Source organism: Streptomyces sp. NBC_00376, from assembly GCF_036077095.1.
Classification (GTDB): Bacteria; Actinomycetota; Actinomycetes; order Streptomycetales; family Streptomycetaceae; genus Streptomyces.
This window is the reverse complement of sequence record NZ_CP107960.1, coordinates 3,091,701-3,112,998: the sequence shown is the minus strand read 5'-3', so window position 1 is coordinate 3,112,998 and position 21,298 is coordinate 3,091,701. Positions and strand designations below refer to the sequence as shown.

24 protein-coding genes are annotated in these 21,298 nt (G+C 72.0%); 13 read left to right on the top strand and 11 right to left on the bottom strand.

Annotated elements, in window-relative coordinates; translation table 11 throughout:
• Positions 1-15 precede the first annotated feature (15 nt).
• Together OG842_RS13780 and OG842_RS13775 are read right to left on the bottom strand one after the other, a co-directional pair.
• Positions 16-864: a transglutaminase-like domain-containing protein gene (locus tag OG842_RS13780; protein ID WP_266729891.1), complete on the bottom strand. Its 849-nt coding sequence runs from the start codon at positions 862-864 to the stop codon at positions 16-18.
• An 18-nt stretch (positions 865-882) separates the two neighbouring features.
• Positions 883-1,884, bottom strand: a complete 1,002-nt coding sequence (locus tag OG842_RS13775; RefSeq protein WP_266729890.1) for a GNAT family N-acetyltransferase — start codon at positions 1,882-1,884, stop codon at positions 883-885.
• Positions 1,885-2,001: 117 nt separating this feature from the next.
• On the opposite strand from OG842_RS13775, the gene fdxA reads away from it, so the two are divergent.
• Both fdxA and dapC read left to right on the top strand, forming a co-directional pair.
• Positions 2,002-2,322, top strand: a complete 321-nt coding sequence (gene fdxA, locus OG842_RS13770; RefSeq protein ID WP_018956287.1) for a ferredoxin — start codon at positions 2,002-2,004, stop codon at positions 2,320-2,322.
• A 140-nt stretch (positions 2,323-2,462) separates the two neighbouring features.
• The gene (gene dapC / locus OG842_RS13765; protein WP_266729889.1) at positions 2,463-3,557 is read left to right on the top strand and encodes a succinyldiaminopimelate transaminase; all 1,095 of its coding nucleotides are present in this window, start codon (positions 2,463-2,465) and stop codon (positions 3,555-3,557) included.
• A 91-nt stretch (positions 3,558-3,648) separates the two neighbouring features.
• Here dapC and OG842_RS13760 read toward each other — a convergent pair whose 3' ends face one another.
• Complete coding sequence (locus tag OG842_RS13760) at positions 3,649-4,050, bottom strand: ATP-binding protein (RefSeq protein WP_266729888.1); 402 nt, start codon at positions 4,048-4,050, stop codon at positions 3,649-3,651.
• 286 nt (positions 4,051-4,336) lie between these two features.
• Positions 4,337-5,284, bottom strand: coding sequence for a hypothetical protein (locus tag OG842_RS13755; RefSeq protein WP_266729887.1), 948 nt, complete (start codon positions 5,282-5,284; stop codon positions 4,337-4,339).
• A gap of 61 nt (positions 5,285-5,345) precedes the next feature.
• On the opposite strand from OG842_RS13755, the gene dapE reads away from it, so the two are divergent.
• Positions 5,346-6,425 (top strand): succinyl-diaminopimelate desuccinylase, encoded by a 1,080-nt coding sequence (dapE, locus tag OG842_RS13750; protein ID WP_266729886.1) that lies wholly within the window; start codon positions 5,346-5,348, stop codon positions 6,423-6,425.
• A gap of 102 nt (positions 6,426-6,527) precedes the next feature.
• A complete protein-coding gene (locus tag OG842_RS13745; RefSeq protein WP_266729885.1) occupies positions 6,528-7,277 on the top strand; it encodes a TIGR00730 family Rossman fold protein in 750 nt (249 codons plus the stop codon).
• Positions 7,278-7,326: 49 nt separating this feature from the next.
• Here OG842_RS13745 and folP read toward each other — a convergent pair whose 3' ends face one another.
• Positions 7,327-8,199, bottom strand: coding sequence for a dihydropteroate synthase (folP, locus tag OG842_RS13740; RefSeq protein WP_266729884.1), 873 nt, complete (start codon positions 8,197-8,199; stop codon positions 7,327-7,329).
• A gap of 137 nt (positions 8,200-8,336) precedes the next feature.
• Between folP and OG842_RS13735 the strand changes: the two genes are divergently transcribed.
• Entirely contained in the window at positions 8,337-8,792 is a 456-nt protein-coding gene (locus OG842_RS13735) for a hypothetical protein (RefSeq protein ID WP_401873143.1), read from the top strand.
• Positions 8,789-9,373, top strand: coding sequence for a DNA-3-methyladenine glycosylase I (locus OG842_RS13730; RefSeq protein ID WP_266729882.1), 585 nt, complete (start codon positions 8,789-8,791; stop codon positions 9,371-9,373). Before OG842_RS13735 ends, OG842_RS13730 begins: the two co-directional genes overlap by 4 nt.
• Positions 9,374-9,381: 8 nt before the next feature.
• Here the strand turns inward: OG842_RS13730 and OG842_RS13725 are convergent, their stop codons facing one another.
• Positions 9,382-10,194 (bottom strand): enoyl-CoA hydratase/isomerase family protein, encoded by an 813-nt coding sequence (locus tag OG842_RS13725; RefSeq protein ID WP_266729881.1) that lies wholly within the window; start codon positions 10,192-10,194, stop codon positions 9,382-9,384.
• A gap of 313 nt (positions 10,195-10,507) precedes the next feature.
• Between OG842_RS13725 and OG842_RS13720 the strand changes: the two genes are divergently transcribed.
• Positions 10,508-10,675: a DUF3117 domain-containing protein gene (locus OG842_RS13720; RefSeq protein WP_003966491.1), complete on the top strand. Its 168-nt coding sequence runs from the start codon at positions 10,508-10,510 to the stop codon at positions 10,673-10,675.
• 146 nt (positions 10,676-10,821) lie between these two features.
• Here OG842_RS13720 and OG842_RS13715 read toward each other — a convergent pair whose 3' ends face one another.
• Positions 10,822-11,487: an O-methyltransferase gene (locus tag OG842_RS13715; protein WP_266733576.1), complete on the bottom strand. Its 666-nt coding sequence runs from the start codon at positions 11,485-11,487 to the stop codon at positions 10,822-10,824.
• A gap of 182 nt (positions 11,488-11,669) precedes the next feature.
• Between OG842_RS13715 and sigE the strand changes: the two genes are divergently transcribed.
• The 5 genes from sigE to OG842_RS13690 all read left to right on the top strand — a co-directional run bounded on the left by sigE (position 11,670) and on the right by OG842_RS13690 (position 16,668).
• Positions 11,670-12,431, top strand: a complete 762-nt coding sequence (sigE, locus tag OG842_RS13710; RefSeq protein WP_266729880.1) for an RNA polymerase sigma factor SigE — start codon at positions 11,670-11,672, stop codon at positions 12,429-12,431.
• The gene (locus OG842_RS13705) at positions 12,428-13,459 is read left to right on the top strand and encodes a zf-HC2 domain-containing protein (protein WP_266729879.1); all 1,032 of its coding nucleotides are present in this window, start codon (positions 12,428-12,430) and stop codon (positions 13,457-13,459) included. Before sigE ends, OG842_RS13705 begins: the two co-directional genes overlap by 4 nt.
• Before the next feature lie 110 nt (positions 13,460-13,569).
• Positions 13,570-15,303, top strand: a complete 1,734-nt coding sequence (locus OG842_RS13700) for a S1C family serine protease (RefSeq protein ID WP_266729878.1) — start codon at positions 13,570-13,572, stop codon at positions 15,301-15,303.
• 99 nt (positions 15,304-15,402) lie between these two features.
• A complete protein-coding gene (locus OG842_RS13695; protein WP_266733575.1) occupies positions 15,403-15,888 on the top strand; it encodes a sec-independent translocase in 486 nt (161 codons plus the stop codon).
• A 120-nt stretch (positions 15,889-16,008) separates the two neighbouring features.
• Complete coding sequence (locus OG842_RS13690; protein WP_266729877.1) at positions 16,009-16,668, top strand: hypothetical protein; 660 nt, start codon at positions 16,009-16,011, stop codon at positions 16,666-16,668.
• A gap of 64 nt (positions 16,669-16,732) precedes the next feature.
• Here the strand turns inward: OG842_RS13690 and OG842_RS13685 are convergent, their stop codons facing one another.
• Genes OG842_RS13685 through OG842_RS13675 form a run of 3 tightly spaced genes read right to left on the bottom strand, consistent with a single transcriptional unit; the run spans position 16,733 to position 19,733 of the window.
• Positions 16,733-17,866: an Mrp/NBP35 family ATP-binding protein gene (locus OG842_RS13685; RefSeq protein ID WP_266729876.1), complete on the bottom strand. Its 1,134-nt coding sequence runs from the start codon at positions 17,864-17,866 to the stop codon at positions 16,733-16,735.
• Positions 17,867-17,911: 45 nt separating this feature from the next.
• The gene (locus OG842_RS13680) at positions 17,912-18,469 is read right to left on the bottom strand and encodes a DUF1003 domain-containing protein (protein WP_266729875.1); all 558 of its coding nucleotides are present in this window, start codon (positions 18,467-18,469) and stop codon (positions 17,912-17,914) included.
• Positions 18,459-19,733 carry a magnesium transporter MgtE N-terminal domain-containing protein gene (locus OG842_RS13675; protein WP_266729874.1) on the bottom strand — a complete coding sequence of 425 codons (1,275 nt, stop codon included), beginning with the start codon at positions 19,731-19,733 and terminating at the stop codon, positions 18,459-18,461. The genes OG842_RS13680 and OG842_RS13675 overlap by 11 nt, the downstream gene beginning before the upstream one ends.
• Positions 19,734-19,936: 203 nt before the next feature.
• Here OG842_RS13675 and OG842_RS13670 point away from each other — a divergent pair, with 203 nt between their 5' ends.
• Entirely contained in the window at positions 19,937-20,698 is a 762-nt protein-coding gene (locus OG842_RS13670) for a hypothetical protein (RefSeq protein WP_266729873.1), read from the top strand.
• Between the two features lie 54 nt (positions 20,699-20,752).
• Here OG842_RS13670 and OG842_RS13665 read toward each other — a convergent pair whose 3' ends face one another.
• Positions 20,753-21,280: a hypothetical protein gene (locus tag OG842_RS13665; RefSeq protein WP_266729872.1), complete on the bottom strand. Its 528-nt coding sequence runs from the start codon at positions 21,278-21,280 to the stop codon at positions 20,753-20,755.
• Positions 21,281-21,298 lie beyond the last annotated feature (18 nt).

Genomic DNA, 21,298 nt, shown 5'->3' with positions numbered 1-21,298 from the left:
CCCTGCGGGCCGCCCTCAGTTCAGCAGCGACCGGGCGGCCCGCGCCCGGCGGCGGATCGCCTCCGCGGCCGCGGGCTCCACCTCGTCGACCACGTCCGCGTACTCCTCCATCTCCGCCGCCCCGCGCAGGAACTGCCCGCTCTGCACGAGCAGCTGGGCGCGCTCGTAGCGCAGCCTGGCGGGGTGCGAGGGGAGCAGCAGCGACAGGTCCACCGCCCACAGCGCCACGTCCGTGCGCTCCGGACGGGCCGCCGCCCAGGCCCTGATGTTGTTCAGGATCCGCAGCACGATCTCCAGCGGCCGGGCGGGCACCAGCATCGACTCCTCCAGCGGCTCCCCGGTGGCACCGGCCACCAGTAGCTCCGCGTCCTGCCCGGTCATCGGCCGGCCGCCGTCGAACGGATCGGCCAGCACCCGCTCGGCCGGATCGCCGAACCCGACGACGAAATGACCGGGCAGCGCCACCCCGTACACCGGGGCGCCCGCCCGCCGCGCGACCTCGATCCACACCACCGACAGCAGGATCGGCAGCCCGCGACGCCTGCGCAGCACCTCGTGCAGCAGCGACGACTCCAGCCGCTGGTAGTCCGCCGACGAGCCCGCGAAGCCGTACCGTTCCCCGAGCAGCTCGGCCAGCGCCGAGGCCCACGCCCGGCCGCCCCGCACCCCGTACGGAAGCCGGCCCGCCAGCTCGTCCAGCTCGATCTGCGCCGCGTCGATCCCGTTCACGTCCAGCGCCGGATCGGCCACCGCGCCCAGCAGCAGGCAGAGCAGCGCGAGGTCCGGCCGTTCGGCCCGCGCCTCCTCGGCGAACCGGCGGCGCAGCTCGTCCAGGTCCGGGCGCCCGGCGGGTTCAGGGTTCATCGGGTCCGTCCGTCCCCGTCACGCCGACCGGAAGTGGTGGTAGAGGTGGTGGACCGCGAACCCCATGCCCTCGTACATCGCCCGCGCCCCCTCGTTGTCCGTCTCCACCTGGAGCCAGGCCGCGGAGGCGCCCTCCTCCAGGGCCCTGCGGGCGAGCGCGGTCATCACGGCGGAGGCGAGCCCCCGGCGCCGGTGCGCCGGATCGACCTCGACGGCCATGAAGCCGGCCCAGCGCCCGTCCACCACGCACCGCCCGATCGCGGCGGGCGCCGCGCCCTCCTCGTCGCCGGGCACCGAGGCGAACCACACCGAGGGGCCACCGCGCAGCACCGCCAGGACGTGCGGCCCCGGGGTCTCGAAGCGCTGGTAGCGGGAGAGCCAGGTCTCGTCGAGGTCCCGGCTCAGCCGCACCCGGGACACGTCCGCGTCCAGATCGCCGACCGGGGCGAGCCCGGCGGTGCGTACCTCCGCCGTCACCTCGCGGTGCCAGCCGCGCTCCTCCAGCTCCGCGCAGAGCAGCTCCTGGGTGCCCTCGGCGCCGGTCGAGGTCTGGATGTACGCGGGCAGTTCCCGTTCCCCGTACCACTGCCGGACGTGCCCGAGCGCCTCGTCGAGCGGGATGCCCGGATCGCCGAGCGGCAGCACGGAGTTGGCGCGCCGGGTGAACCCCCGCGCGGCGCGCAGCCGCCAGTCGCCGAGCGGTTCGCTCTCCACCGGCTGCCAGGCACGGGCGAGGACGGGCGCGAGCTCTTCGAAGGAGGCCGCCGGACCGCGCCGCCGGGCCGGAGCGGCGGGCACGACCTTGCCCGCCACCAGAACCGATTCCGGGATGCGGACCGATTCACCGCTCTTCGGTGTGATCGAGAGCACACCGTCGTCCCACGATGTGAGAACCCCTACGGTGTCGGTGAACGTCGCTCCTTGTGGGGCCGTCTCGCACACACGCCGGACTGATACCCGTTTGCCCACGTCAGCCGGTGTGATTCGGACCTTGAGCTGTCCGCCGATGGTGAATTCCACAGCTCTGTACGCCCCTCCTGTTCGGTTCGTGCCCCGGAACGGAGATACTAGGTGCGGGCATCGACGACGCCGCGCTCCCGCGCGAGAGCCAACGCCCTACCGAGGAGGAACGACAGCGTGACCTACGTCATCGCGCAGCCTTGTGTCGACGTAAAGGACAAGGCCTGCATCGAAGAGTGCCCCGTCGACTGCATCTACGAGGGCCAGCGGTCCTTGTACATCCACCCGGACGAATGCGTCGACTGTGGAGCCTGTGAGCCGGTGTGCCCGGTCGAGGCGATCTTCTACGAGGACGACACCCCGGAGGAGTGGAAGGACTACTACAAGGCGAACGTCGAGTTCTTCGACGACCTCGGGTCGCCCGGTGGTGCCTCCAAGCTGGGCCTTATCGAGCGCGACCACGCGTTCATCGCCGCGCTGCCGCCGCAGAACCAGTAGCCGGCGGCCAGCACGTACGCCGCCCCGGTCCCGTACGGCTCGTCACCGTGCGGGACCGAGGTGTTTCCACGCCCGGGTGACGAGCGGCCCGAGACCCCTCGCGTGTCCCGCGTGACCCCCGTACGAGAAAGCAGAGTTCCGTGTCCGCAGTCTCCTCCCGCCTCCCGGTCTTCCCCTGGGACAAGCTCGCGCCCTACAAGTCGACGGCCGGGGCCCACCCCGACGGCATCGTGGACCTGTCCGTCGGCACGCCCGTCGACCCGGTGCCCGAGCTGGTCAGGCAGGCGCTCGTCGCCGCCGCGGACAGCCCCGGCTATCCGACGGTGTGGGGGACCACCGAGCTGCGTGACGCGATCACCGGGTGGGTGGAGCGGCGGCTCGGCGCGGTCGGGGTGACGCACCACAACGTCCTGCCGGTCGTCGGCTCCAAGGAGCTGGTGGCCTGGCTGCCGACCCAGCTCGGTCTCGGCGCGGGCGACAAGGTGGCCTACCCGCGCCTCGCCTACCCGACGTACGAGGTGGGCGCCCGGCTCTGCGGCGCCGAGCCCGTGGTCTACGACGACCCGACGGAGCTGGACCCGGCCGGGCTCAAGCTGCTCTGGCTCAACTCGCCGTCCAACCCGACCGGCCGCGTCCTGGCCAAGGACGAGCTGATCCGGATCGTCGCCTGGGCCCGCGAGCACGACGTGCTGGTCTTCAGCGACGAGTGCTACCTGGAGCTGGGCTGGGAGGCCGAACCGGTCTCCGTGCTGCACCCGGACGTCTGCGGCGGTACGTACGAGGGCATCGTCGCCGTCCACTCGCTCTCCAAGCGCTCCAACCTGGCCGGCTACCGCGCGGCCTTCATCGCGGGCGACGCGGCGGTCCTCGGCGAGCTGCTGCTGATCCGCAAGCACGGCGGCATGATGACGCCGGCCCCGGTCCAGGCGGCGACGGTCGTGGCGCTCGGCGACGACGAGCACGTGGCCGAGCAGCGGACCCGGTACGCGCAGCGGCGCGCGGCCCTGCGCACCGCGCTGGAGGCGCACGGCTTCCGGATCGAGCACAGCGAGGCGAGCCTCTACCTGTGGGCGACGCGCGACGAGCCGTGCTGGGAGACCGTGGCGTACCTGGCGGAGCTCGGCATCCTGGTGGCGCCGGGCGACTTCTACGGACCGGCCGGCGACCACTTCGTACGGGTGGCGTTCACGGCGACGGACGAGCGGGTGGCGGCCGCGGTCAAGCGGCTGGGCTGAGACACCGGCGGCATGCACGCGAGGGGCCTCGGGAGTGCGCGCTTCCGAGGCCCCTCGCGTATGTGATGTGCCGGCCGGCGGCCGGTGCGGGTCAGCCGCCGATCGGCAGGCCCTGGGTGGGCAGGCCGCCCTTGGTCGCGGTACCGGCGGCCTCGCCGACGAGCCGGCCCGCGCTGCCCGCGGCGCCGCCCGCGGCCTTCTGCACGGCGGGGGTGGTCTCGGCACCGGCCTTGCCCACGGTCCTGGTCGCGGCCGGGAGGGTTGTCCCGACGATCCTCCCGCCGGTGTCGCCCGCCACCTGGGCGCCCTGCTGGGAGGCGCCGTCGACCGTCTTGCCGAGACCGGCGCCGTCGACGGTGGTCAGACCGCCGAGCTCCGGGGCCTGCGGGAGCTCCGCGGCACCCGCGGCTCCGGCCGCACCGACCACGGGAGCGGTACCCGCGGCGATCAGCAGCGCGGCACGGGCGATCCGGCGGGTCAGGGGGAGGGACATGATGCTCCTTCGACAGGATGAGAAATGGGTCTGTCCGTTGATCGGACGCAATGACAACCGTCGGAAGGGCAGGGGAGGTTGCGGTGGGCCGAGGTAAAGAGTCGGTAATGCGTCACATGATCTGCAATGGAGGAATCCGGGCAAACACAGCATTCCCGGGAGGTCCGGTAACCCTCACTTCTCTTCTGCGGGAAGGGGACTGAGGCGTAGGGAGGGGATTGCGGGAGGTGTTGTCCGAGGGGGTGTCCGGAGGGGTTCGGACGACACCTCCGGGTGGTCGTGCGAACTAGCGAGCGAGCTTGATCCGCACCTCGGTGGTGCCCGATTCCTTACGCTCCGTCCGCCAGCCCGACCCGGCCTCCCACACCTGGCCCGCGTACGAGACCTCGCCCAGGCGGAGCGCCTCGGACTGCGCGACCGCCCAGTGCGCCAGCTCCCAGCCGCGCCGGGCCGAGCCGTCCTCCTCGGACGCCCGGGGCGCCGGCACCGGCACCGATACCGTGCTCGTCGCCGCCGCGCCGGCGGCGCCCCCGCCGTCCTCGGGAGCCGTCCGCGCCGCGGGCAGCACGTCCTTGCCGAAGGCGCGCACCAGCTCCGCCCGCACCTTCGCCGCGTCGGCGCTCGCCGCCGTCGCCCGCGGCGGCGCGCAGTTCAGCGCGGCGGGGGTACGACCGGTCAGCGCGGCCGCCAGCAGGGCCGCGTCCGGCTCGTGCTTCGCGTACGCCTGCGGGAAACCGCTGCGCTGGACCCGCTGCGCGGCGACCGTCAGCGGCAGCCGCGAGTAACCGGGGACCTCGGCGAGATGCCGGTAGAACTGCCCGGCGGAGTAGACCGGGTCCAGGATCTGCTCCTCGGTGCCCCAGCCCTGCGAGGGACGCTGCTGGAACAGCCCCAGTGAATCCCGGTCACCGTGCTCGATGTTGCGCAGCCCGGACTCCTGGAGCGCGGTCGCCAGCGCGATCGTCACGGCGCGCTCCGGCATCCCGCGCGAGGTGCCGACCGCGGAGATCGTCGCGGCGTTGACCGCCTGCTCCGGGCTCATCCGGTACGTACGGCCCTTGCCGTCCGAGCCGTCCGCGGACCGCACGACGCATCCTTCGACGACCTGGCTGCCGGTTATGTACTGAACGGTCAGATAGCCGCCGAGCGCGGCGAGCACGACAAGGGCCGCCGCGATGCGCAAGGGGCGGCTGCGGCCGGTGTGTCGGCGGGCGGGGGAGACGGTCCGGGGCACGGGCCCACCGTACTGGAGTGCCCGACCGGGGCCGAGGGCCCAGTCCCTTAGGGTCGGTGCCATGCCCGAAACCACACTTGACCTCACCCTGGACGGCCCGGAGCTCACCGCCCGGCTCGTCGACTTCCCGTCGGTCAGCGGTCAGGAGAAGGACCTCGCCGACGCGATCGAGACGGCGCTGCGCACGCTCCCGCACCTGACCGTCGACCGGTACGGAAACAACGTCGTGGCCAGGACGAACCTGGGCCGCGCCGAGCGGGTGGTGCTCGCCGGGCACATCGACACCGTCCCGATCGCCGACAACGTGCCGTCCCGGCTCGACGAGAACGGGGTGCTGTGGGGCTGCGGCACCACCGACATGAAGTCGGGCGTCGCCGTCCAGCTGCGGATCGCCGCGACCGTGCCCGAGCCCAACCGCGACCTGACCTTCGTCTTCTACGACAACGAGGAGGTCGCCGCGCACCTCAACGGGCTCGGCCACATCGCCGACGCCCACCCCGACTGGCTGGCGGGCGACTTCGCGATCCTGCTGGAGGGCACCGACGCCGAGGTCGAGGGCGGCTGCCAGGGCACCCTGCGGGTCTTCCTCCGTACGGAGGGGGAGCGGGCCCACTCCGCGCGAGGCTGGATGGGGTCCAACGCCATCCACTCCGCCGCCCCGATCCTGGCCCGCCTCGCCGCGTACGAACCGCGCCGCCCGGTCATCGAGGGCCTCGAATACCGCGAGGGCCTGAACGCGGTACGGATCGAGGGGGGCGTCGCCAACAACGTCATCCCGGACGCCTGCACCGTCGTGGTCAATTTCCGGTACGCGCCCGACCGGACCGCCGAGGAGGCGCTGGCCCACGTCCACGAGGTCTTCGCGGACTGCGGCGTCGCCGAATTCGTCGTGGACGACCACTCGGGCGCGGCCATGCCCGGCCTCTCGCACCCGGCGGCCAAGGCGTTCATGGCGGCGGTGGGCGGCACCGCCCGGCCCAAGTTCGGCTGGACGGACGTCTCCCGCTTCGGTTCCCTCGGCGTCCCCGCGGTGAACTACGGACCGGGCGACCCGCTCTTCGCCCACAAGCGGGACGAGCACGTGGTGGTCGAGCGGATCACCCGGTGCGAGGAGCGGCTCCGCTCCTGGCTCACCTCCTGACCCATGGCATTCCCCTCTCCGTAACCTCCGTCGATCTACCCTGACCTGACAACGAATGGTCATCGGCAGATGGCCGTCGATCGTCGTCGGAGGGAGCAGGTCATGGGCAACCCCGAGGGAGCACACGTACCCGAGGAGCAGCGGGTCGGGCCGGTACTTCGCCGCAGGGAACAGGTGCAGCCCGGTACCACCGACCAGCGGCTGCTGGACACCGAGGGCGACTCCGAGTGGGTGCACACCGATCCCTGGCGGGTGATGCGCATCCAGTCGGAGTTCGTCGAGGGATTCGGCGCGCTGGCCGAGCTGCCGAGCGCGATCAGCGTCTTCGGTTCGGCCCGCACCCCGGCCGGCGGGCCCGACTACGAGGCGGGCGTACGGATCGGCAAGGCCCTGGTGGAGGCCGGCTTCGCGGTGATCACCGGAGGCGGGCCGGGCGCGATGGAGGCGGCGAACAAGGGGGCGCGGGAGGCGAAGGGCGTCTCGGTCGGACTCGGCATCGAGCTGCCCTTCGAGTCCGGGCTCAACCCGCACGTCGACATCGGCGTGAACTTCCGCTACTTCTTCGTCCGCAAGACGATGTTCGTGAAGTACGCGCAGGGCTTCGTCGTACTGCCCGGCGGGCTCGGCACCCTGGACGAACTCTTCGAGGCGCTCACCCTCGTCCAGACGGGCAAGGTCACCCGCTTCCCGATCGTGCTGTTCGGCACCGCGTACTGGAGCGGTCTCGTGGACTGGCTGCGGGACACGGTGGTGGCGCAGGGCAAGGCGTCCGAGCACGACCTGCTGCTGTTCCACGTCACCGACGACGTGGACGAGGCGGTCAACCTCGTGACGAAGGAAGTCGGCCGGTAAGGGACGGTCCGGGGTGCGGGGCCCGTCGCGGGGCCCCGCACCGCCCCGCTCAGGCCAGTCCGCGCCGTGCCACGGCCGGCTCCCGGTGCCCCGCGATCGACGCCACCATGTCCAGCACCTGCCGGGTCTCCGCCACCTCGTGCACCCGGTACACCTGCGCCCCCAGCCACGCCGATACGGCCGTGGTCGCCAGCGTCCCGATGACCCGCTCCTTCACCGGACGGTCGAGCGTCTCGCCGACGAAGTCCTTGTTGGACAGCGAGACGAGCACCGGCCAGCCGGTCTGCGTCATCTCACCGAGCCGCCGCGTCGCCTCCAGGGAGTGCCGGGTGTTCTTCCCGAAGTCATGACCGGGGTCGATCATGATCCCGTCGGGCCGCACCCCGAGCTCCACCGCCCGCTCGGCCAGCCCCACCGTCACCCGCAGGATGTCCGCCATCACGTCCTCGTACGCGATCCGGTGCGGCCGGGTCCGCGGCTCGGCGCCGCCCGCGTGCGTGCACACCAGACCGGCGCCGTACCGCGCGGCGACCTCCGCGAGCTTCGGGTCGACGCCGCCCCACGCGTCGTTCAGCACATCGGCGCCGGCCTCGCAGACCGCCTCGCCCACGTCGTGGCGCCAGGTGTCGACGCTGATCACCACGTCCGGATGGCGGCGGCGCACCTCCGCGACGAACCCCACCGTGCGGCGCGCCTCCTCCTCGGCGGTCACCTCCTCGCCCGGTCCCGCCTTCACGCCCCCGATGTCGACGATCGCCGCACCCTCCGCGATCGCCTGCTCGACCCGGGCGAGCGCCGGTTCGTCACGGAAGGTCGCCCCCTGGTCGTAGAAGGAGTCCGGGGTACGGTTCACGATCGCCATGATCACCGGCTCGTGCGCGCCGAATTCGCGCCGTCCCAGCCTGAGCGCACCGCTTCGCATACCGCGTTTCTCCTTTGCCGGATCGCCATGTGAGTCACCTGCGACCCTAAGGGCTGTCCCGGCCCTGTCCGGGCGGCCACCGGTTGTCGGTGGCGCATGGCACGATCGGACCCGGACAGGTTTCCGCTCTTGGGGAGATGCGCGTGTTCTGGTTCTTGCTGGCGACGATGGTCGTGGTCGTGGCCGCGGTCACCCTAGCGGTGGTCGGTGGGGGGAAGAGCGCCGTCCTGCAGGACGTGGCTCCCGAGCAACTGACCGACCCGCTGCCCGAGACGAGACCGGTCGGCCGCGCGGACGTCGACGCGCTGCGCCTGCCGGTGGCCGTGCGGGGCTACCGCATGGCGGACGTCGATGTCGCGCTCAGCCGGCTCGGCGCCGAGCTCGCCGAGCGGGATGCGCGGATCGCGGAGCTGGAGTCGGCGCTGGCCGGTGCCCAGGCGACCGCGGTCGGCGGCCCCGATCTGATCAAGCCGCCGAAGGAACAGCCGTCACAGGCGCGGGAGCTGCCCGAGGACCGCCCGAGGGCGCCGTGGGAGGCGCCCGGCCCGGACCCGCGGCGGACCGGGCACCCCGGAGAGGAGCCCCAGGAATGAGCGGCGTCGAAGCGGCCCCGGACGGCGGCCTGCGCTGCCCGTGGGGGCTCTCCACCGAGGACTACCTCGCGTACCACGACACCGAATGGGGCCGCCCCGTCCACGGCGACGACGCCCTCTTCGAACGGCTCTGCCTGGAGGCCTTCCAGTCGGGCCTGTCCTGGCTGACGATCCTGCGCCGCCGGGAGGGCTTCCGCTCCGCCTTCGCCGGGTTCAAGATCCCCGCCGTCGCGGAGTTCACCGACGCCGACAAGGAGCGCCTCCTCGCCGACGCCGGCATCATCCGCAACCGCGCGAAGATCGAGGCGACCCTCGCCAACGCCAAGGTGCTGGCGGGCTGGGCGGACGGCGAGCTGGACGAGGTGATCTGGTCCCACGCCCCCGACCCGGCCGGCCGCCCGGTACCGCGCACCACCGAGGACATCCCGGCGGTCACCCCGGAGTCCACCGCACTGGCCAAGGACCTCAAGAAGCGCGGCCTGCGCTTCGTCGGGCCCACCACGGCCTACGCGCTGATGCAGGCGTGCGGCCTGGTCGACGACCACCTGGCCGACTGCGTGGCGCGCCGTACGGGGGCGTAGCCCGGGAGCTACCGGCCGAGGTACTTCGGCCGCTCCTTGTTCAGGAACGCCTGCACCGCGATCGTGTGGTCCTCGGACGCGCCCGCCCGGGTCTGGAGCTCGTCCTCCTTCTCCAGCGCCTCGCCCAGCGAGTGACCGGCGCCGTACGCCAGGGACTCCTTGAGCGCGGCGTACGCCACCGTGGGGCCGGACGCCAGGGTGCGGGCCACGGCGGCGGCCTCGGCGGCCAGGTCGGCGGCGGGCACCAGCTTGTTCACGATGCCCAGCTCATGGGCGTCCTGTGCGGAGATCGAGCGCGGGAAGAGCAGCAGATCGGCGGCGCGGCTCTGCCCGATCAGGCGCGGCAGCGTCCACGAGACGCCCGAGTCGGCGGTGAGGGCCACGCCGGCGAAGGAGGTGTTGAACGAGGCGGTGTCGGCGACCACCCGGTAGTCGCAGGCGAGCGCGAAGCCGAAACCGGCACCGGCGGCGACGCCGTTCACCCCGGCGACGACCGGCTTGGGCATCTCGGTGATGGCCCGCACGATCGGGTTGTAGTGCTCCTGCACGGTGCTCAGCGCGTTGCCGCTGCCCGACTCGCGGGTGCTTTCGAGCGTGGCCACGTGCTCCTTCAGATCCTGGCCGACGCAGAACGCCCGCCCGGTCGCGGTGAGCAGCACGGCGCGTACGGCGGTGTCGGCCGCCGCGGACCGCAGCGCGTCCCGGAGCGCCACCTTGGCCGCGGTGTTCATGGCGTTCATCGCGTCGGGACGGTTGATCGTGATCGTCGCGAGTCCGTCGCTCACTTCGTAGAGCACGCTGTCCGCCATGTGGTCGGCCATTTCGTTGTCCCCTTCGCACCTCGGGCAATGCCTGTCCAGGCAAGCATGGCCGACTCGGACGGGAGCCGATATGTGACCTGCGTCTAACAATTGCGCTCCGATGCGGGGGTGCGGGTGGCGGAGTATCGCAGGCCGATCGCCGAATTGGGTGGTTTTGAGAGAGCGCGTTGCGCAAGCGATGCAGACCGATGTTGGTCATTGGGGTCTGTGATGCGGGATAATGGCCTGGAAGCAATGTGTTCGATGCCGGTGACACAGCGCCTGTCATGGGGCCGCCGGTTGCGATGAGCTGGTTTCAGGAAGGGGAACGAGCATGGCGGCCATGAAGCCGCGGACGGGCGACGGCCCGCTCGAGGTGACAAAGGAGGGGCGGGGCATCGTCATGCGCGTTCCGCTCGAAGGCGGCGGTCGGCTTGTCGTGGAGCTGACTCCGGACGAGGCCGATGCACTCGGCGATGCCCTCAAGAAGGTCGTCGGCTGAGCAGAGGCGCCCACACTTCAGCACTGCCCCGGCACGGAGTCCGTGCCGGGGCAGTGCTGCGTCCATGACCGTTCACGACTGTTCGCGGCCCTCCGCGACCGTTCACGGCCCGGATGGCCGGACAGTCCGGCGCGGCCTTGCGGGCCTCAGCCCCTGCGCACCGCGCACAGCAGCCCGTCGCCCACCGGCAGCAGCGTCGACAGCAGCTCCTGGCTCTCCCGCACCGCGCGCAGCAGCTCCCGCAGCCGCAGCACCTCCGCGGGCTGGGCCGCGGAATCGACGGTACGGCCGTCCGCGAAGACGCCCTCGAAGCAGACCAGGCCGCCGGGGCGCAGCAGGCGCAACGATTCAGCGAGGCAGTCCAGGCTCTCCAGCCGGTCGCCGTCGCAGAACACGAGGTCGTATCCGCCGTCCGCGAGCCGGGGCAGTACGTCCAGGGCGCGGCCGGGAATGAAGCGGGCACGGTTGGCGGCGAACCCGGCGGCCCGGAAGGCCTCGCGGGCGAACTGCTGGCGCTCGGGCTCCGGGTCGACCGTGGTCAGCACGCCGTCGGGCCGCATTCCGTGCAGCAGATAGAGACCGGACACGCCGGTCCCGGTACCGATTTCGGCCACCGCTTTCGCGTCCGTCGTGGCAGCGAGCAGGCGCAGCGCGGCGCCGGTACCTGGCGACACCGAGCGGAGCCCCGCCTCCCGGGCCCGGTCCCGGGCCCAGTGCAGTGCTTCGTCCTCGGCGACAAAGGCGTCGGCGAACGCCCAGCTCGTCTGCCGGTTGGCGGTAATGACCCTCTCCTGTCCCCGTAGTTGGCGCAACGGTGACTGTATCCGCTGCACCCGGGAACCCGCAGATGGGACCGGGCGTTATGGAGAGGCAGGGGAGAGCCTGTGGAATCGGCCCGCGGATCGGGTCCGGGAGCCACGGGCCGGCGGTTCCCGGGGCGATCCCCGGCCCCAGCAGGAAAAAGGCTTATCCGGAGCTAACGGGCGAGGTGGCTATGGTAGGGACTCCACTGGACACCACCAGAGCCGATAGGGGAGGTGCGGCTGCGCCTGTGGATCGGGGAGGAGTGCTGCGGCGCTTTCTCAGGTCGGCGGGTGAGCCGAAATCCGTGACCTACATTGCTGACCGTTCTTCCAACGACTCCGCACCGACCGCGACCTTCGCCTCAGACGCGGACTCCCAGGCGTGGACGCCACCCTCATGGGAAGAGATCGTCAGCACGCACAGCGGCCGGGTCTATCGCCTGGCCTACCGTCTGACGGGCAACCAGCACGATGCCGAGGACCTCACCCAGGAGGTCTTCGTCCGGGTGTTCCGGTCGCTGTCGACCTACACACCGGGCACCTTCGAGGGCTGGCTGCACCGCATCACGACCAACCTGTTCCTGGACATGGTCCGTCGTAAGCAGCGGATCCGCTTCGACTCCCTCGGCGACGACGCCGCCGAGCGGCTGCCGAGCCGTGAGCCGTCCCCGCAGCAGGTCTTCAACGACACCCACTTCGACGCGGACGTCCAGCAGGCGCTGGACACCCTCGCGCCCGAATTCCGTGCCGCCGTCGTGCTCTGCGACATCGAGGGTCTTTCGTACGAGGAGATCGCCGCGACGCTGGGCGTGAAGCTCGGCACCGTGCGCAGCCGCATCCACCGCGGCCGTTCGCACCTGCGCAAGGCCCTGAAGCACCGCTCGCCCGAGGCCCGTGCCGAGCAGCGCTCGCTGGCGGGCGCGATCCTGGCAGGGGAGGGCGGAACGGCGTGAGTGGCACAGGTCCGACCCCCGCGGAACAACACCTGGGGGACCGCCTCGCCGCGCTTGTCGACGGCGAGCTGAAACACGACGCCCGTGAGCGGGTGCTCGCCCACCTCGCGACCTGCGCCAAGTGCAAGGCCGAGGCCGCGGCGCAGCGTCGCCTGAAGAGTGTCTTCGCCCAGTCCGCCCCGCCGTCGCCGTCCGAGGGCTTCCTCGCCCGGCTGCAGGGCCTTCCCGGGGGGCCGGGGGGTGACGACGACGGCCCGGACAGACCATTCGGCGGCTCCGGGCGCTTCGGCGACGGGCTCTTCCCCGTGATCCAGCCGTCCGGCAGCCGCCCGGACTCGCCGGGGAGCCGGCCGCTCGGCGGCTTCGGCTTCCTCCCGACCCCGCACGGCTCGACGGCCGTACTGCCGGGCGGGTCCTCCCGTTCCGGTTTCCGGATCCATGAGGCGGGCCGGGAGGGCGAGCGGTCGCCCTGGCGCGGCCGGAGATTCGCCTTCGCGGCGGCGAGCGCCGTCTCACTGGCGGCCATCGCCCTCGGCGGTGCCCTGCCCACCGGTGCGGGCCCCAGCCCCGCGGCCCGGGCCACGGGCGGCGGAAACGCGGTGACCCCGCTCGACGTGCCTTCGCGCGGTGAGGGCGGCAGCCCGGCCGGCCGCCGCTCCACCGGCGGCCACGGCACGCTCGCCACGCGGGGATCGGGCGAGCGCTCGATCGCCGTCGCCCCGTCGACCGCGGCGAGCGTCGCACCGGCGGTGCCCTCCGCCACTCCCGTGGGGCTCTCCACCGCGAGCCTCGCAGGGAACCCCTATGCCACACCCGTCCTGACCAATATGTCCGCGCCGCCGCTGATACGACCGACCGGCACCACCCCGCTCTTCGCCCAGGTGTTCGGGCGGCTTGCCGCGCAGTCCCCGGTGCCCTCCGTGCCACCGTCCGGGACGCAGTCGTCACCACCGCCCTGGGCGCAGTCGTCGGCCTCGGCCCTCCCCACCCCCGACGATCTTGGTCTGCCGCTTTCCGTCCGGCGCTGACCGGGGTCTGCGCAAGCATTCGCAAACCTGGTTGAATTCCGGGAGCAGTTCCGGGAGGGACGCCCCTGCCGGGGCGTGCAGAGGTCAGTTGCGGCAGTTGCGGGGAGAGCATGGAAGACGGGAAGTCCACCGGGCCGAAGGCGAAGTGGTGGAGCCGGCCGACGCCGGGACGCACCCCCCGCACAGCGCCGGAGGAGCCGTCCCCCGTAGCGGACGCGGCGCCCACGGCCGACCCGGCGGACGCGGCTCCGGCGACGGACGCGACGCAGGCGGCGCAAACGACGGAAGCGACGGCTGAGATCGGCACGACGGAGCCCGCGACGCACACGGCCGATGTCCCGGCCCCGGCCCCGGCTCCCGAGGTACCGGCCGCGCGGCCCGCGACGCCGCTGCACCAGCCCGACGAGTACAGCACCCCGCCCTACGGCGGACCCGGCCCCTGGGCTCCCGCACCACCCGTGCAGCGGCCGGTACCGACCCCGGCGCACGGCACCCCCGTACCCCCGCAGTACGCGGGGACGAACGGCGCGGGCATCCCCACGTCGCCCATCCCCGCACCGTCGGCCCCAGCCTCACCCGCCCCCGCCGGCTTCACGCCCCCGCCGCCCCACACACCTCAGCAGCCCCAGCCGCACGGGGCGTCGACGCAGTGGCTCCAGTACGACCCCTGGGGCGCGCCCAGGCAGCCGCTCACCCACCCGGGCCCGCCGCTCGGGGCCGACACCGGCCGCAAGAAGAACCGGCGCGGCTCGCTCCTGATCGGCGCGGTACTGCTCGCGCTGGTGGCGGGCGGCATCGGCGGCGGCATCGGGGCCTACATGGAGCGCAACGGCGGCCTCACCCAGGTCGAGCTCCCGCAGGCAGGACGCAGCAGCGGCGGCCGCGCCCCGGACAGCGTCGCGGGCATCGCCGCCAGCGCACTGCCCAGCGTGGTCACCCTCCACGTCAGCGGCTCCGCCGAGTCCGGCACCGGCACCGGCTTCGTCCTCGACGGCTCCGGCCACATCCTCACCAACAACCACGTCGTCGCCCCGGCCGGCCAGGCAGGCGAGATCACCGTCACGTTCAGCGGTGGCGAGACCGCGCGCGCCGAGGTCGTCGGCAAGGACAGCGGCTACGACCTGGCCGTGGTCAAGGTCACCGGGGTCTCCGGCCTCAAGCCGCTGCCGCTGGGCAACTCCGACAACGTGCAGGTCGGCGACCCCGTGGTGGCGATCGGCGCACCCTTCGACCTGTCCAACACCGTGACCTCCGGCATCATCAGCGCCAAGGACCGGCCGATCACCGCGGGCGGCGAGAAGGGCGACGGCAGCGACATCAGCTACGTCGACGCGCTGCAGACCGACGCGCCGATCAACCCCGGCAACTCCGGCGGTCCGCTGGTCGACACCGACGCCCATGTCATAGGCATCAACAGCGCCATCCGGGCCGCCGACAGCGGTGCGTCCGAGGAGGGCGGGCAGGCGGGCTCCATCGGCCTCGGCTTCGCCATCCCGATCAACCAGGGCAAGCGGGTCGCCGAGGAGCTGATCAACACCGGCAGGGCCACCCACCCGGTGATCGGTGTCACCCTCGACATGAAGTACGCCGGGGACGGCGCCAGGGTCGGGGAGAAGGGCGCGGCCGGAAAGTCCGCGGTGACGCCGGGCGGGCCCGGGGCCAAGGCCGGGATCAGGCCCGGGGACGTCATCACCGAGGTCGGTGGCAGGCGGGTGCACAGCGGCGAGGAACTCATCGTGAAGATCCGCGCGCACCGTCCGGGCGACCGTCTGGACCTCAAGCTGACCCGCGGTGGTAAAGACCTGTCCATCTCTTTGACGCTCGGCTCCGCAAGCGGCACGTGACGGCTCCGGCACGCTACCGCGCGGACAGTTCCGACGGGTACCGTGGGCCGGGTCCGGACCTCGACCGACATGGTCTCGGAGAACACGAAGGGCAACAGGGTGTTCAATGACATAGGCGCACTCGAGCTGGTGACGCTCGCGGTTCTGGGCGTGCTGATCTTCGGCCCGGACAAGCTGCCAAAGGTTATCCAGGACGCCTCGCGCTTCATCCGCAAGATCCGTGAGTTCTCGGAGAGCGCCAAGGAGGACATCCGTACGGAGCTCGGCCCGGAGTTCAAGGACTTCGAGTTCGAGGACCTCAACCCCAAGACGTTCGTCCGCAAGCAGCTCATGGACGGCAAGGACGACCTGGGGCTGAAGGAGATCCGCGAGAGCTTCGACCTCCGCAAGGATCTTGCCGAGGTCACCGACGCGGTGAACGGCCGGGAGAGCAAGGAAGAGGAGTCCGAGGACTCCCGGAGCAGCGTGTCGAGCGGCGCCGCGATCACCGCCGCCAATGGTTCCGCCGGTGCTCCGGACCTGCTCAAGAAGCGTGACCAGCCCGCAAAGGACGACCGGCCGCCGTTCGACGCCGACGCCACCTGACCCCCCGCCAATCCAGGCTCGCCCGGAGGCTATGGCTATTCTCCATCTGTCCGGTTGTGAGTACGCCCGTTGGGGGGCGGGCCGCTCCGGACCCAACGGATCGAGGAGGCGGCCGGGCAGATGGAGACGACAAGTCGGGTGGGCGCGGAAGACGTGCCGAGCACAGGCACGGCAGAGGGGATGCCGGCGGCCCGGCGTACTGTCGACGGCTATCTGGCGGCCACGTTCCCCTGGTACGGACTGGACGAGGCCTTCACCGGCCCGCGCCGGCTGATGCAGGTGGGCACCGCGGCGGACGGCACGGTGCAGCACGGTTCCATCGGTCATGGTGACGAGCCGTCGGTCCGGGCCGACGCCGGTGCCGAGAAGCAACGGTTCGCCGTCGTCGTGTCGATGGCCAGCAGCCCGGTGCGGCACAGCGGCGACGGCACGGGGGTGCTGGACGCGACCACGGTGTCCTCCGCGGCCTGGCTGGCCGGGTCCGGTCTGCTCGCCTGTACCTGGCCGTCGCAGATGGACCACGCGCTGCGCGACGACTGGCTGGACCAGCAGACGGAGACGGCGTTCGAACTCGCCGACGACCTGGACGGCCCCGCGTGGTCGGTGCTGTCACTGCCGGTGGACGGGGTCCCCGTCCCGTTCCACTACCGCGAGTCCGAGTTCGGCTGGGTGCTGGCGGGATCGGCGCCCGGCGGGGTGCACATCGGCGCGTACGGGCGTGGGATGAGCGCGTACGGGCTGGGCTTCTCGGTGATCGGCGACATCACGGCGTACGCGTAGCACGGGGACACAGGCGCGAAAGTGCGTGGCGGTGACCGGCCCGGGCCGGTCACCGCCCGCCGTTTCAGAACTTGTTGCGCGGGGTGATGCCCAGCGACATGCCCGACAGGCCGCGCTGACGGCCGCCCAGCTTGTCCGCGATGGTGCGCAGCGCCTTGCCGGCCGGGGAGTCGGGGTCGGACAGGACGACCGGCTTGCCCTCGTCGCCGCCCTCGCGCAGCCGCACGTCGATCGGGATGGAGCCGAGCACCGGCACCTCCGCGCCGACCGTCTTCGTCAGGCCCTCGGCGACCTTCGCGCCACCGCCGGTACCGAACACGTCGACCATCTCGTCGCAGTGCGGGCACGGCATGCCCGACATGTTCTCGACGACACCGACGATCTTCTGGTGGGTCTGCACGGCGATCGAACCGGCCCGCTCGGCGACCTCGGCCGCCGCCTGCTGCGGGGTCGTGACGACCAGGATCTCGGCGTTCGGCACGAGCTGAGCCACCGAGATCGCGATGTCGCCGGTGCCCGGCGGCAGGTCGAGCAGCAGGACGTCGAGGTCGCCCCAGTACACGTCGGCGAGGAACTGCTGGAGCGCGCGGTGCAGCATCGGCCCGCGCCACACCACCGGGGCGTTGCCCGGGGTGAACATCCCGATGGAGATGACCTTCACGCCGTGCGAGGACGGCGGCATGATCATGTTCTCGACCTGGGTCGGCTTGCCGTCCGCGCCGAGCATCCGCGGCACGCTGTGCCCGTAGATGTCCGCGTCCACGACGCCGACCTTGAGGCCGTCGGCCGCCATCGCCGCCGCCAGGTTCACCGTCACCGACGACTTGCCGACGCCGCCCTTGCCGGACGCGACCGCGTAGACCCGGGTCAGCGAGCCGGGCTTGGCGAACGGCACCTCGCGCTCCGCCGTGCCGCCGCGCAGCGAGGACGCGAGCTCCTTGCGCTGCTCGTCGCTCATCACGTCCAGCGTGACGTCGACCCGCGAGACGCCCTCGACGCGGGCGACCGCGTCCGTCACGTTCTTGGTGATCGTCTCGCGCATGGGGCAGCCTGAGACCGTGAGATAGACCGTGACAGCGACCGCACCGTCAGCATCGATCTCGACCGATTTCACCATGCCGAGCTCGGTGATCGGGCGGTGGATCTCCGGGTCGTTCACTGTCGCCAGTGCTTCAAGCACCGCGTCTTCCGTAGCCATACGGACGATGTTACGGCGCCTGCCGCTACGCGTGAGTAGCCCCCGTCAGCGGTCTTCGTCACTCTCGGCCGGGAACAGGGCCCGCCGGTCGTCCAGGTCCCTCACGAGGTCCTCCAGTTCGGAGCGGATCCAGTCGCGGGTGGCGACCTCGCCGAGCCCCATCCGCAGCGACGCGATCTCCCGGGTGAGGTACTCGGTGTCCGCGATGGAGCGCTCGTTCTGCTTGCGGTCCTGCTCGTGGGTGACCCGGTCGCGGTCGTCCTGCCGGTTCTGCGCGAGCAGGATCAGCGGCGCCGCGTACGAGGCCTGGAGCGACAGCATCAGGGTCAGGAAGATGAACGGGTACGGGTCGAACCGCAGGTACACGGGCGCGAAGACGTTCCACACCAGCCAGACGATGATGACCAGCGTCATCCAGACGATGAACCGTCCGGTGCCCAGGAAGCGGGCGATCCGCTCGGAGAACCGGCCGAACGCCTCGGGGTCGTAGTCGGGCAGCATCCGGCGGCGCGGGTCCTTCGGCTGGTCCAGCCGGGAACGGGGCGGGCGCACGATGCCCGAGGCCCCCACCGGCGCGGCCTTCGAACGGTCCTCAGCGGCCATCGGCCACCCCCTCCGAGCCGTGGAAATCCGTCTCCCGCCAGTCCTCGGGCAGCAGGTGGTCGAGCACGTCGTCGACCGTCACCGCGCCGAGCAGCGACCCGCTCTCGTCCACGACGGGCACCGAGACCAGGTTGTACGCGGCCAGATAGCTCGTCACGGCCGGCAGCGGGGTGTCCGGCGTGAGGGGGACGAGATCGCTGTCGACGATCGAGCTGACCAGGGCGTACGGAGGGTCCCGCAGCAGCCGCTGGAAGTGCACGGTGCCCAGGTACTTGCCGGTCGGCGTCTCGTCGGGCGACCGGCACACGTACACCTGGGCGGCGAGTGCCGGGGACAGGTCCGCCTGCCGGACCCGGGCGAGCGCGTCGGCGACCGTCGCGTCCGGCCGCAGGATGATCGGCTCGGTGGTCATCAGCCCGCCCGCGGTCCGCTCCTCGTACGACATCAGGCGCCGCACATCGGCCGCGTCGTCCGGCCGCATCAGCGTCAGCAGCCGCTCCTTGTCCTCCTCGGGCAGCTCGGACAGCAGGTCGGCCGCGTCGTCCGGGTCCATCGCCTCCAGGACGTCTGCGGCGCGTTCCTCCTGGAGCTTGCCGATGATCTCCACCTGGTCGTCCTCGGGCAGCTCCTCCAGGACGTCGGCGAGCCGGTCGTCGTCGAGCGCGGCGGCGACCTCGGCCCGCCGCTTCGGCGACAGATGGTGCAACGCGTTGGCCACGTCCGTGGGGCGCAGCCGCTCGAAGGTGGCGACCAGGGTCTCGGCGCCCTGCCCGACCTCTTCCAGCGAGAACCCGCTGACCGCCGACCACTCGACCGTCAGGGTCTCGCCCTTGCGGCGCAGCGCCCCGCCCTTGCCCTTGCGCACGAAGTACTTGTCGATCTCCCAGTCGCGGCGGGCCGGGAGCTGCTGGATGGAGACGTCGAGGACGGTGACCTCCTCGCCGGTCTCCACCAGGCGGACCCGCCGGTCCAGGAACTCGCCGAGCACCAGGCGTTCCGTGGGCCGCTGTTCGAAGCGCCGCATGTTGACCACGCCGGTGGTGATGACCTGGCCGGACTCGATCCCGGTGACCCGGGTCATCGGGAGGAAGATCCGGCGGCGGCTGAGCACTTCGACGACGAGCCCGAGCAGCCGGGGCGGCCTGCCGCCGACCCGGAGCATCGCGACCAGGTCGCGGACGCGGCCCACCTGGTCGCCGTTGGGGTCGAAGACCGGGACACCGGCGAGGTGGGAGACGAACACCCGGGGGGCGCCTGCCACCATGGTGCGCCTCCTTCTTCCGTGTACGACTTCGTCGGCTGGTCCGTTTGGCAGTCAATCAACCGTTATGACGGGATCAGGCTAGCCCGTACCGCTCCGGGTTGCCCCGGTGGAGCCGTCCGTACGGCTCGCTGCCGGACGGCGTGTACGGCACAGGTACGCTGCCGTCTGTCACCCCCGCGATGCAGATGAGAGGCAGTGCGCCCGTGACCTCTTCCGTTCCGCCTGTCCGGGCCCGACGCCGGGCCGCTCTCGCAGCTCTGCTCTGTGCGGGGCTGGCCACCGCCCTCACGGCGTGCGGCGAGGATCCGGACCAGGGGACCAATGGCGTCGGCAAGCTGAGCGCCACGGAGATCGAGAAGAAGGCACAGAGCGCGGCGGACTCCGCCGACGCGGTGCGCCTCGCCGGGACGCTGGTCAGCAAGGGCGGCACGTACAAGCTCAACATGCAGCTCAAGGAGAGGGGCGGCACCGGCTCCGTCGTCTCGAAGGACAGCACCTTCGAACTGCTGCGGATCGGTGACGAGCTCTATCTGAAGGCGGACTCCGGGTTCTGGAACCACGAGGAGGAGTCCGGCACCGACAGCGCCGCGGGCGGCGCCGCCGCGGACAAGCTCCAGAACAAGTACGTGAAGGTGCCCGAGGACGACCCCACGTACAAGCAGCTGCGCGGCTTCACGGACAAGGAGACCCTGCTCGACGGGATGCTCACGCTGCACGGCACCCTCAACAAGGGGGACCGCGAGGAGGTCGGCGCGACCCGGACCGTCCAGATCATGGGCGGCAAGGGTGAGGGCGGCACGCTCGACGTGTCCCTGGAGGGCAAGGCGTATCCGCTGCGCTTCGCGCGCGGCGGTGGCGGGGGCACCGTCACCCTCTCGGACTGGGGCAAGGACTTCGACCTCCAGGCCCCGCCGCAGGTGGACACGGTCGACTACGGGAAGCAACTGCCCAAGACCTCGTCCTGAGCGCGGACCGGGGCCGCCCGGCGGCCCCGGACCGGCTGCCTTGCCCCGGCCCGGTCAGCCCTTCTTCGCGCGCCCCTGCTTCAGCAGCCGCGGCAGCCCCGCGGGCACCGGCCGTCGCGTGGTCGCGGACGTCGGCAGCGGCGCCGCAGCCAGTGAGCCGTCCGGCAGCTCGGTACGGAACTCGCCGGGAGTCAGCCGCAGCACCCGGCACTCGCGCGCCCACCGCTCCGGCATTTGCTCGGCGTCCGGTGCGTTCAGCCGCTTGCCCTTGAGCTCGGCGACCGCTGCCTCCCACTCCTCGGAGTGCGGGGCCAGCTCCGTCACGGCGGCCGTCCAGGCGATCAGCCGGCCGCCCTTGTCCTTGCTGCGCACGGTCACCTCGGCGGCGGACCCGTCGGCGAGCCCGGCCGGCAGCGGCTGCTCGCCGGGGCCGTCCCCGACCAGGTGCGCCGCGCCCTCGTGCCATACGTGCCACAGCGCCCGTGCGGGCCCGGTGCCCCGTACCCAGATCAGGCCCGACTTCTTGGTGGCCTCCTCGACGAGGGCCCGGCCCAGTGGCGCATCAGGTGCAGCAGCAGTCATGCCCGAACTCTATGGGAG

What these genes read in the sequence shown, in the direction of transcription:
- OG842_RS13780 (WP_266729891.1), bottom strand. Translation starts at nt 864, where the DNA reads ATGAACCCTGAACCCGCCGGGCGCCCGGACCTGGACGAGCTGCGCCGC.
- OG842_RS13760 (WP_266729888.1), bottom strand. Translation starts at nt 4,050, where the DNA reads ATGTCCCTCCCCCTGACCCGCCGGATCGCCCGTGCCGCGCTGCTGATC.
- dapE (WP_266729886.1), top strand. Translation starts at nt 5,346, where the DNA reads ATGCCCGAAACCACACTTGACCTCACCCTGGACGGCCCGGAGCTCACC.
- OG842_RS13745 (WP_266729885.1), top strand. Translation starts at nt 6,528, where the DNA reads ATGGGCAACCCCGAGGGAGCACACGTACCCGAGGAGCAGCGGGTCGGG.
- folP (WP_266729884.1), bottom strand. Translation starts at nt 8,199, where the DNA reads ATGCGAAGCGGTGCGCTCAGGCTGGGACGGCGCGAATTCGGCGCGCAC.
- OG842_RS13735 (WP_401873143.1), top strand. Translation starts at nt 8,337, where the DNA reads ATGCGCGTGTTCTGGTTCTTGCTGGCGACGATGGTCGTGGTCGTGGCC.
- OG842_RS13730 (WP_266729882.1), top strand. Translation starts at nt 8,789, where the DNA reads ATGAGCGGCGTCGAAGCGGCCCCGGACGGCGGCCTGCGCTGCCCGTGG.
- OG842_RS13725 (WP_266729881.1), bottom strand. Translation starts at nt 10,194, where the DNA reads ATGGCCGACCACATGGCGGACAGCGTGCTCTACGAAGTGAGCGACGGA.
- OG842_RS13720 (WP_003966491.1), top strand. Translation starts at nt 10,508, where the DNA reads ATGGCGGCCATGAAGCCGCGGACGGGCGACGGCCCGCTCGAGGTGACA.
- sigE (WP_266729880.1), top strand. Translation starts at nt 11,670, where the DNA reads ATGGTAGGGACTCCACTGGACACCACCAGAGCCGATAGGGGAGGTGCG.
- OG842_RS13700 (WP_266729878.1), top strand. Translation starts at nt 13,570, where the DNA reads ATGGAAGACGGGAAGTCCACCGGGCCGAAGGCGAAGTGGTGGAGCCGG.
- OG842_RS13690 (WP_266729877.1), top strand. Translation starts at nt 16,009, where the DNA reads ATGGAGACGACAAGTCGGGTGGGCGCGGAAGACGTGCCGAGCACAGGC.
- OG842_RS13685 (WP_266729876.1), bottom strand. Translation starts at nt 17,866, where the DNA reads ATGGCTACGGAAGACGCGGTGCTTGAAGCACTGGCGACAGTGAACGAC.
- OG842_RS13680 (WP_266729875.1), bottom strand. Translation starts at nt 18,469, where the DNA reads ATGGCCGCTGAGGACCGTTCGAAGGCCGCGCCGGTGGGGGCCTCGGGC.
- OG842_RS13675 (WP_266729874.1), bottom strand. Translation starts at nt 19,733, where the DNA reads ATGGTGGCAGGCGCCCCCCGGGTGTTCGTCTCCCACCTCGCCGGTGTC.
- OG842_RS13665 (WP_266729872.1), bottom strand. Translation starts at nt 21,280, where the DNA reads ATGACTGCTGCTGCACCTGATGCGCCACTGGGCCGGGCCCTCGTCGAG.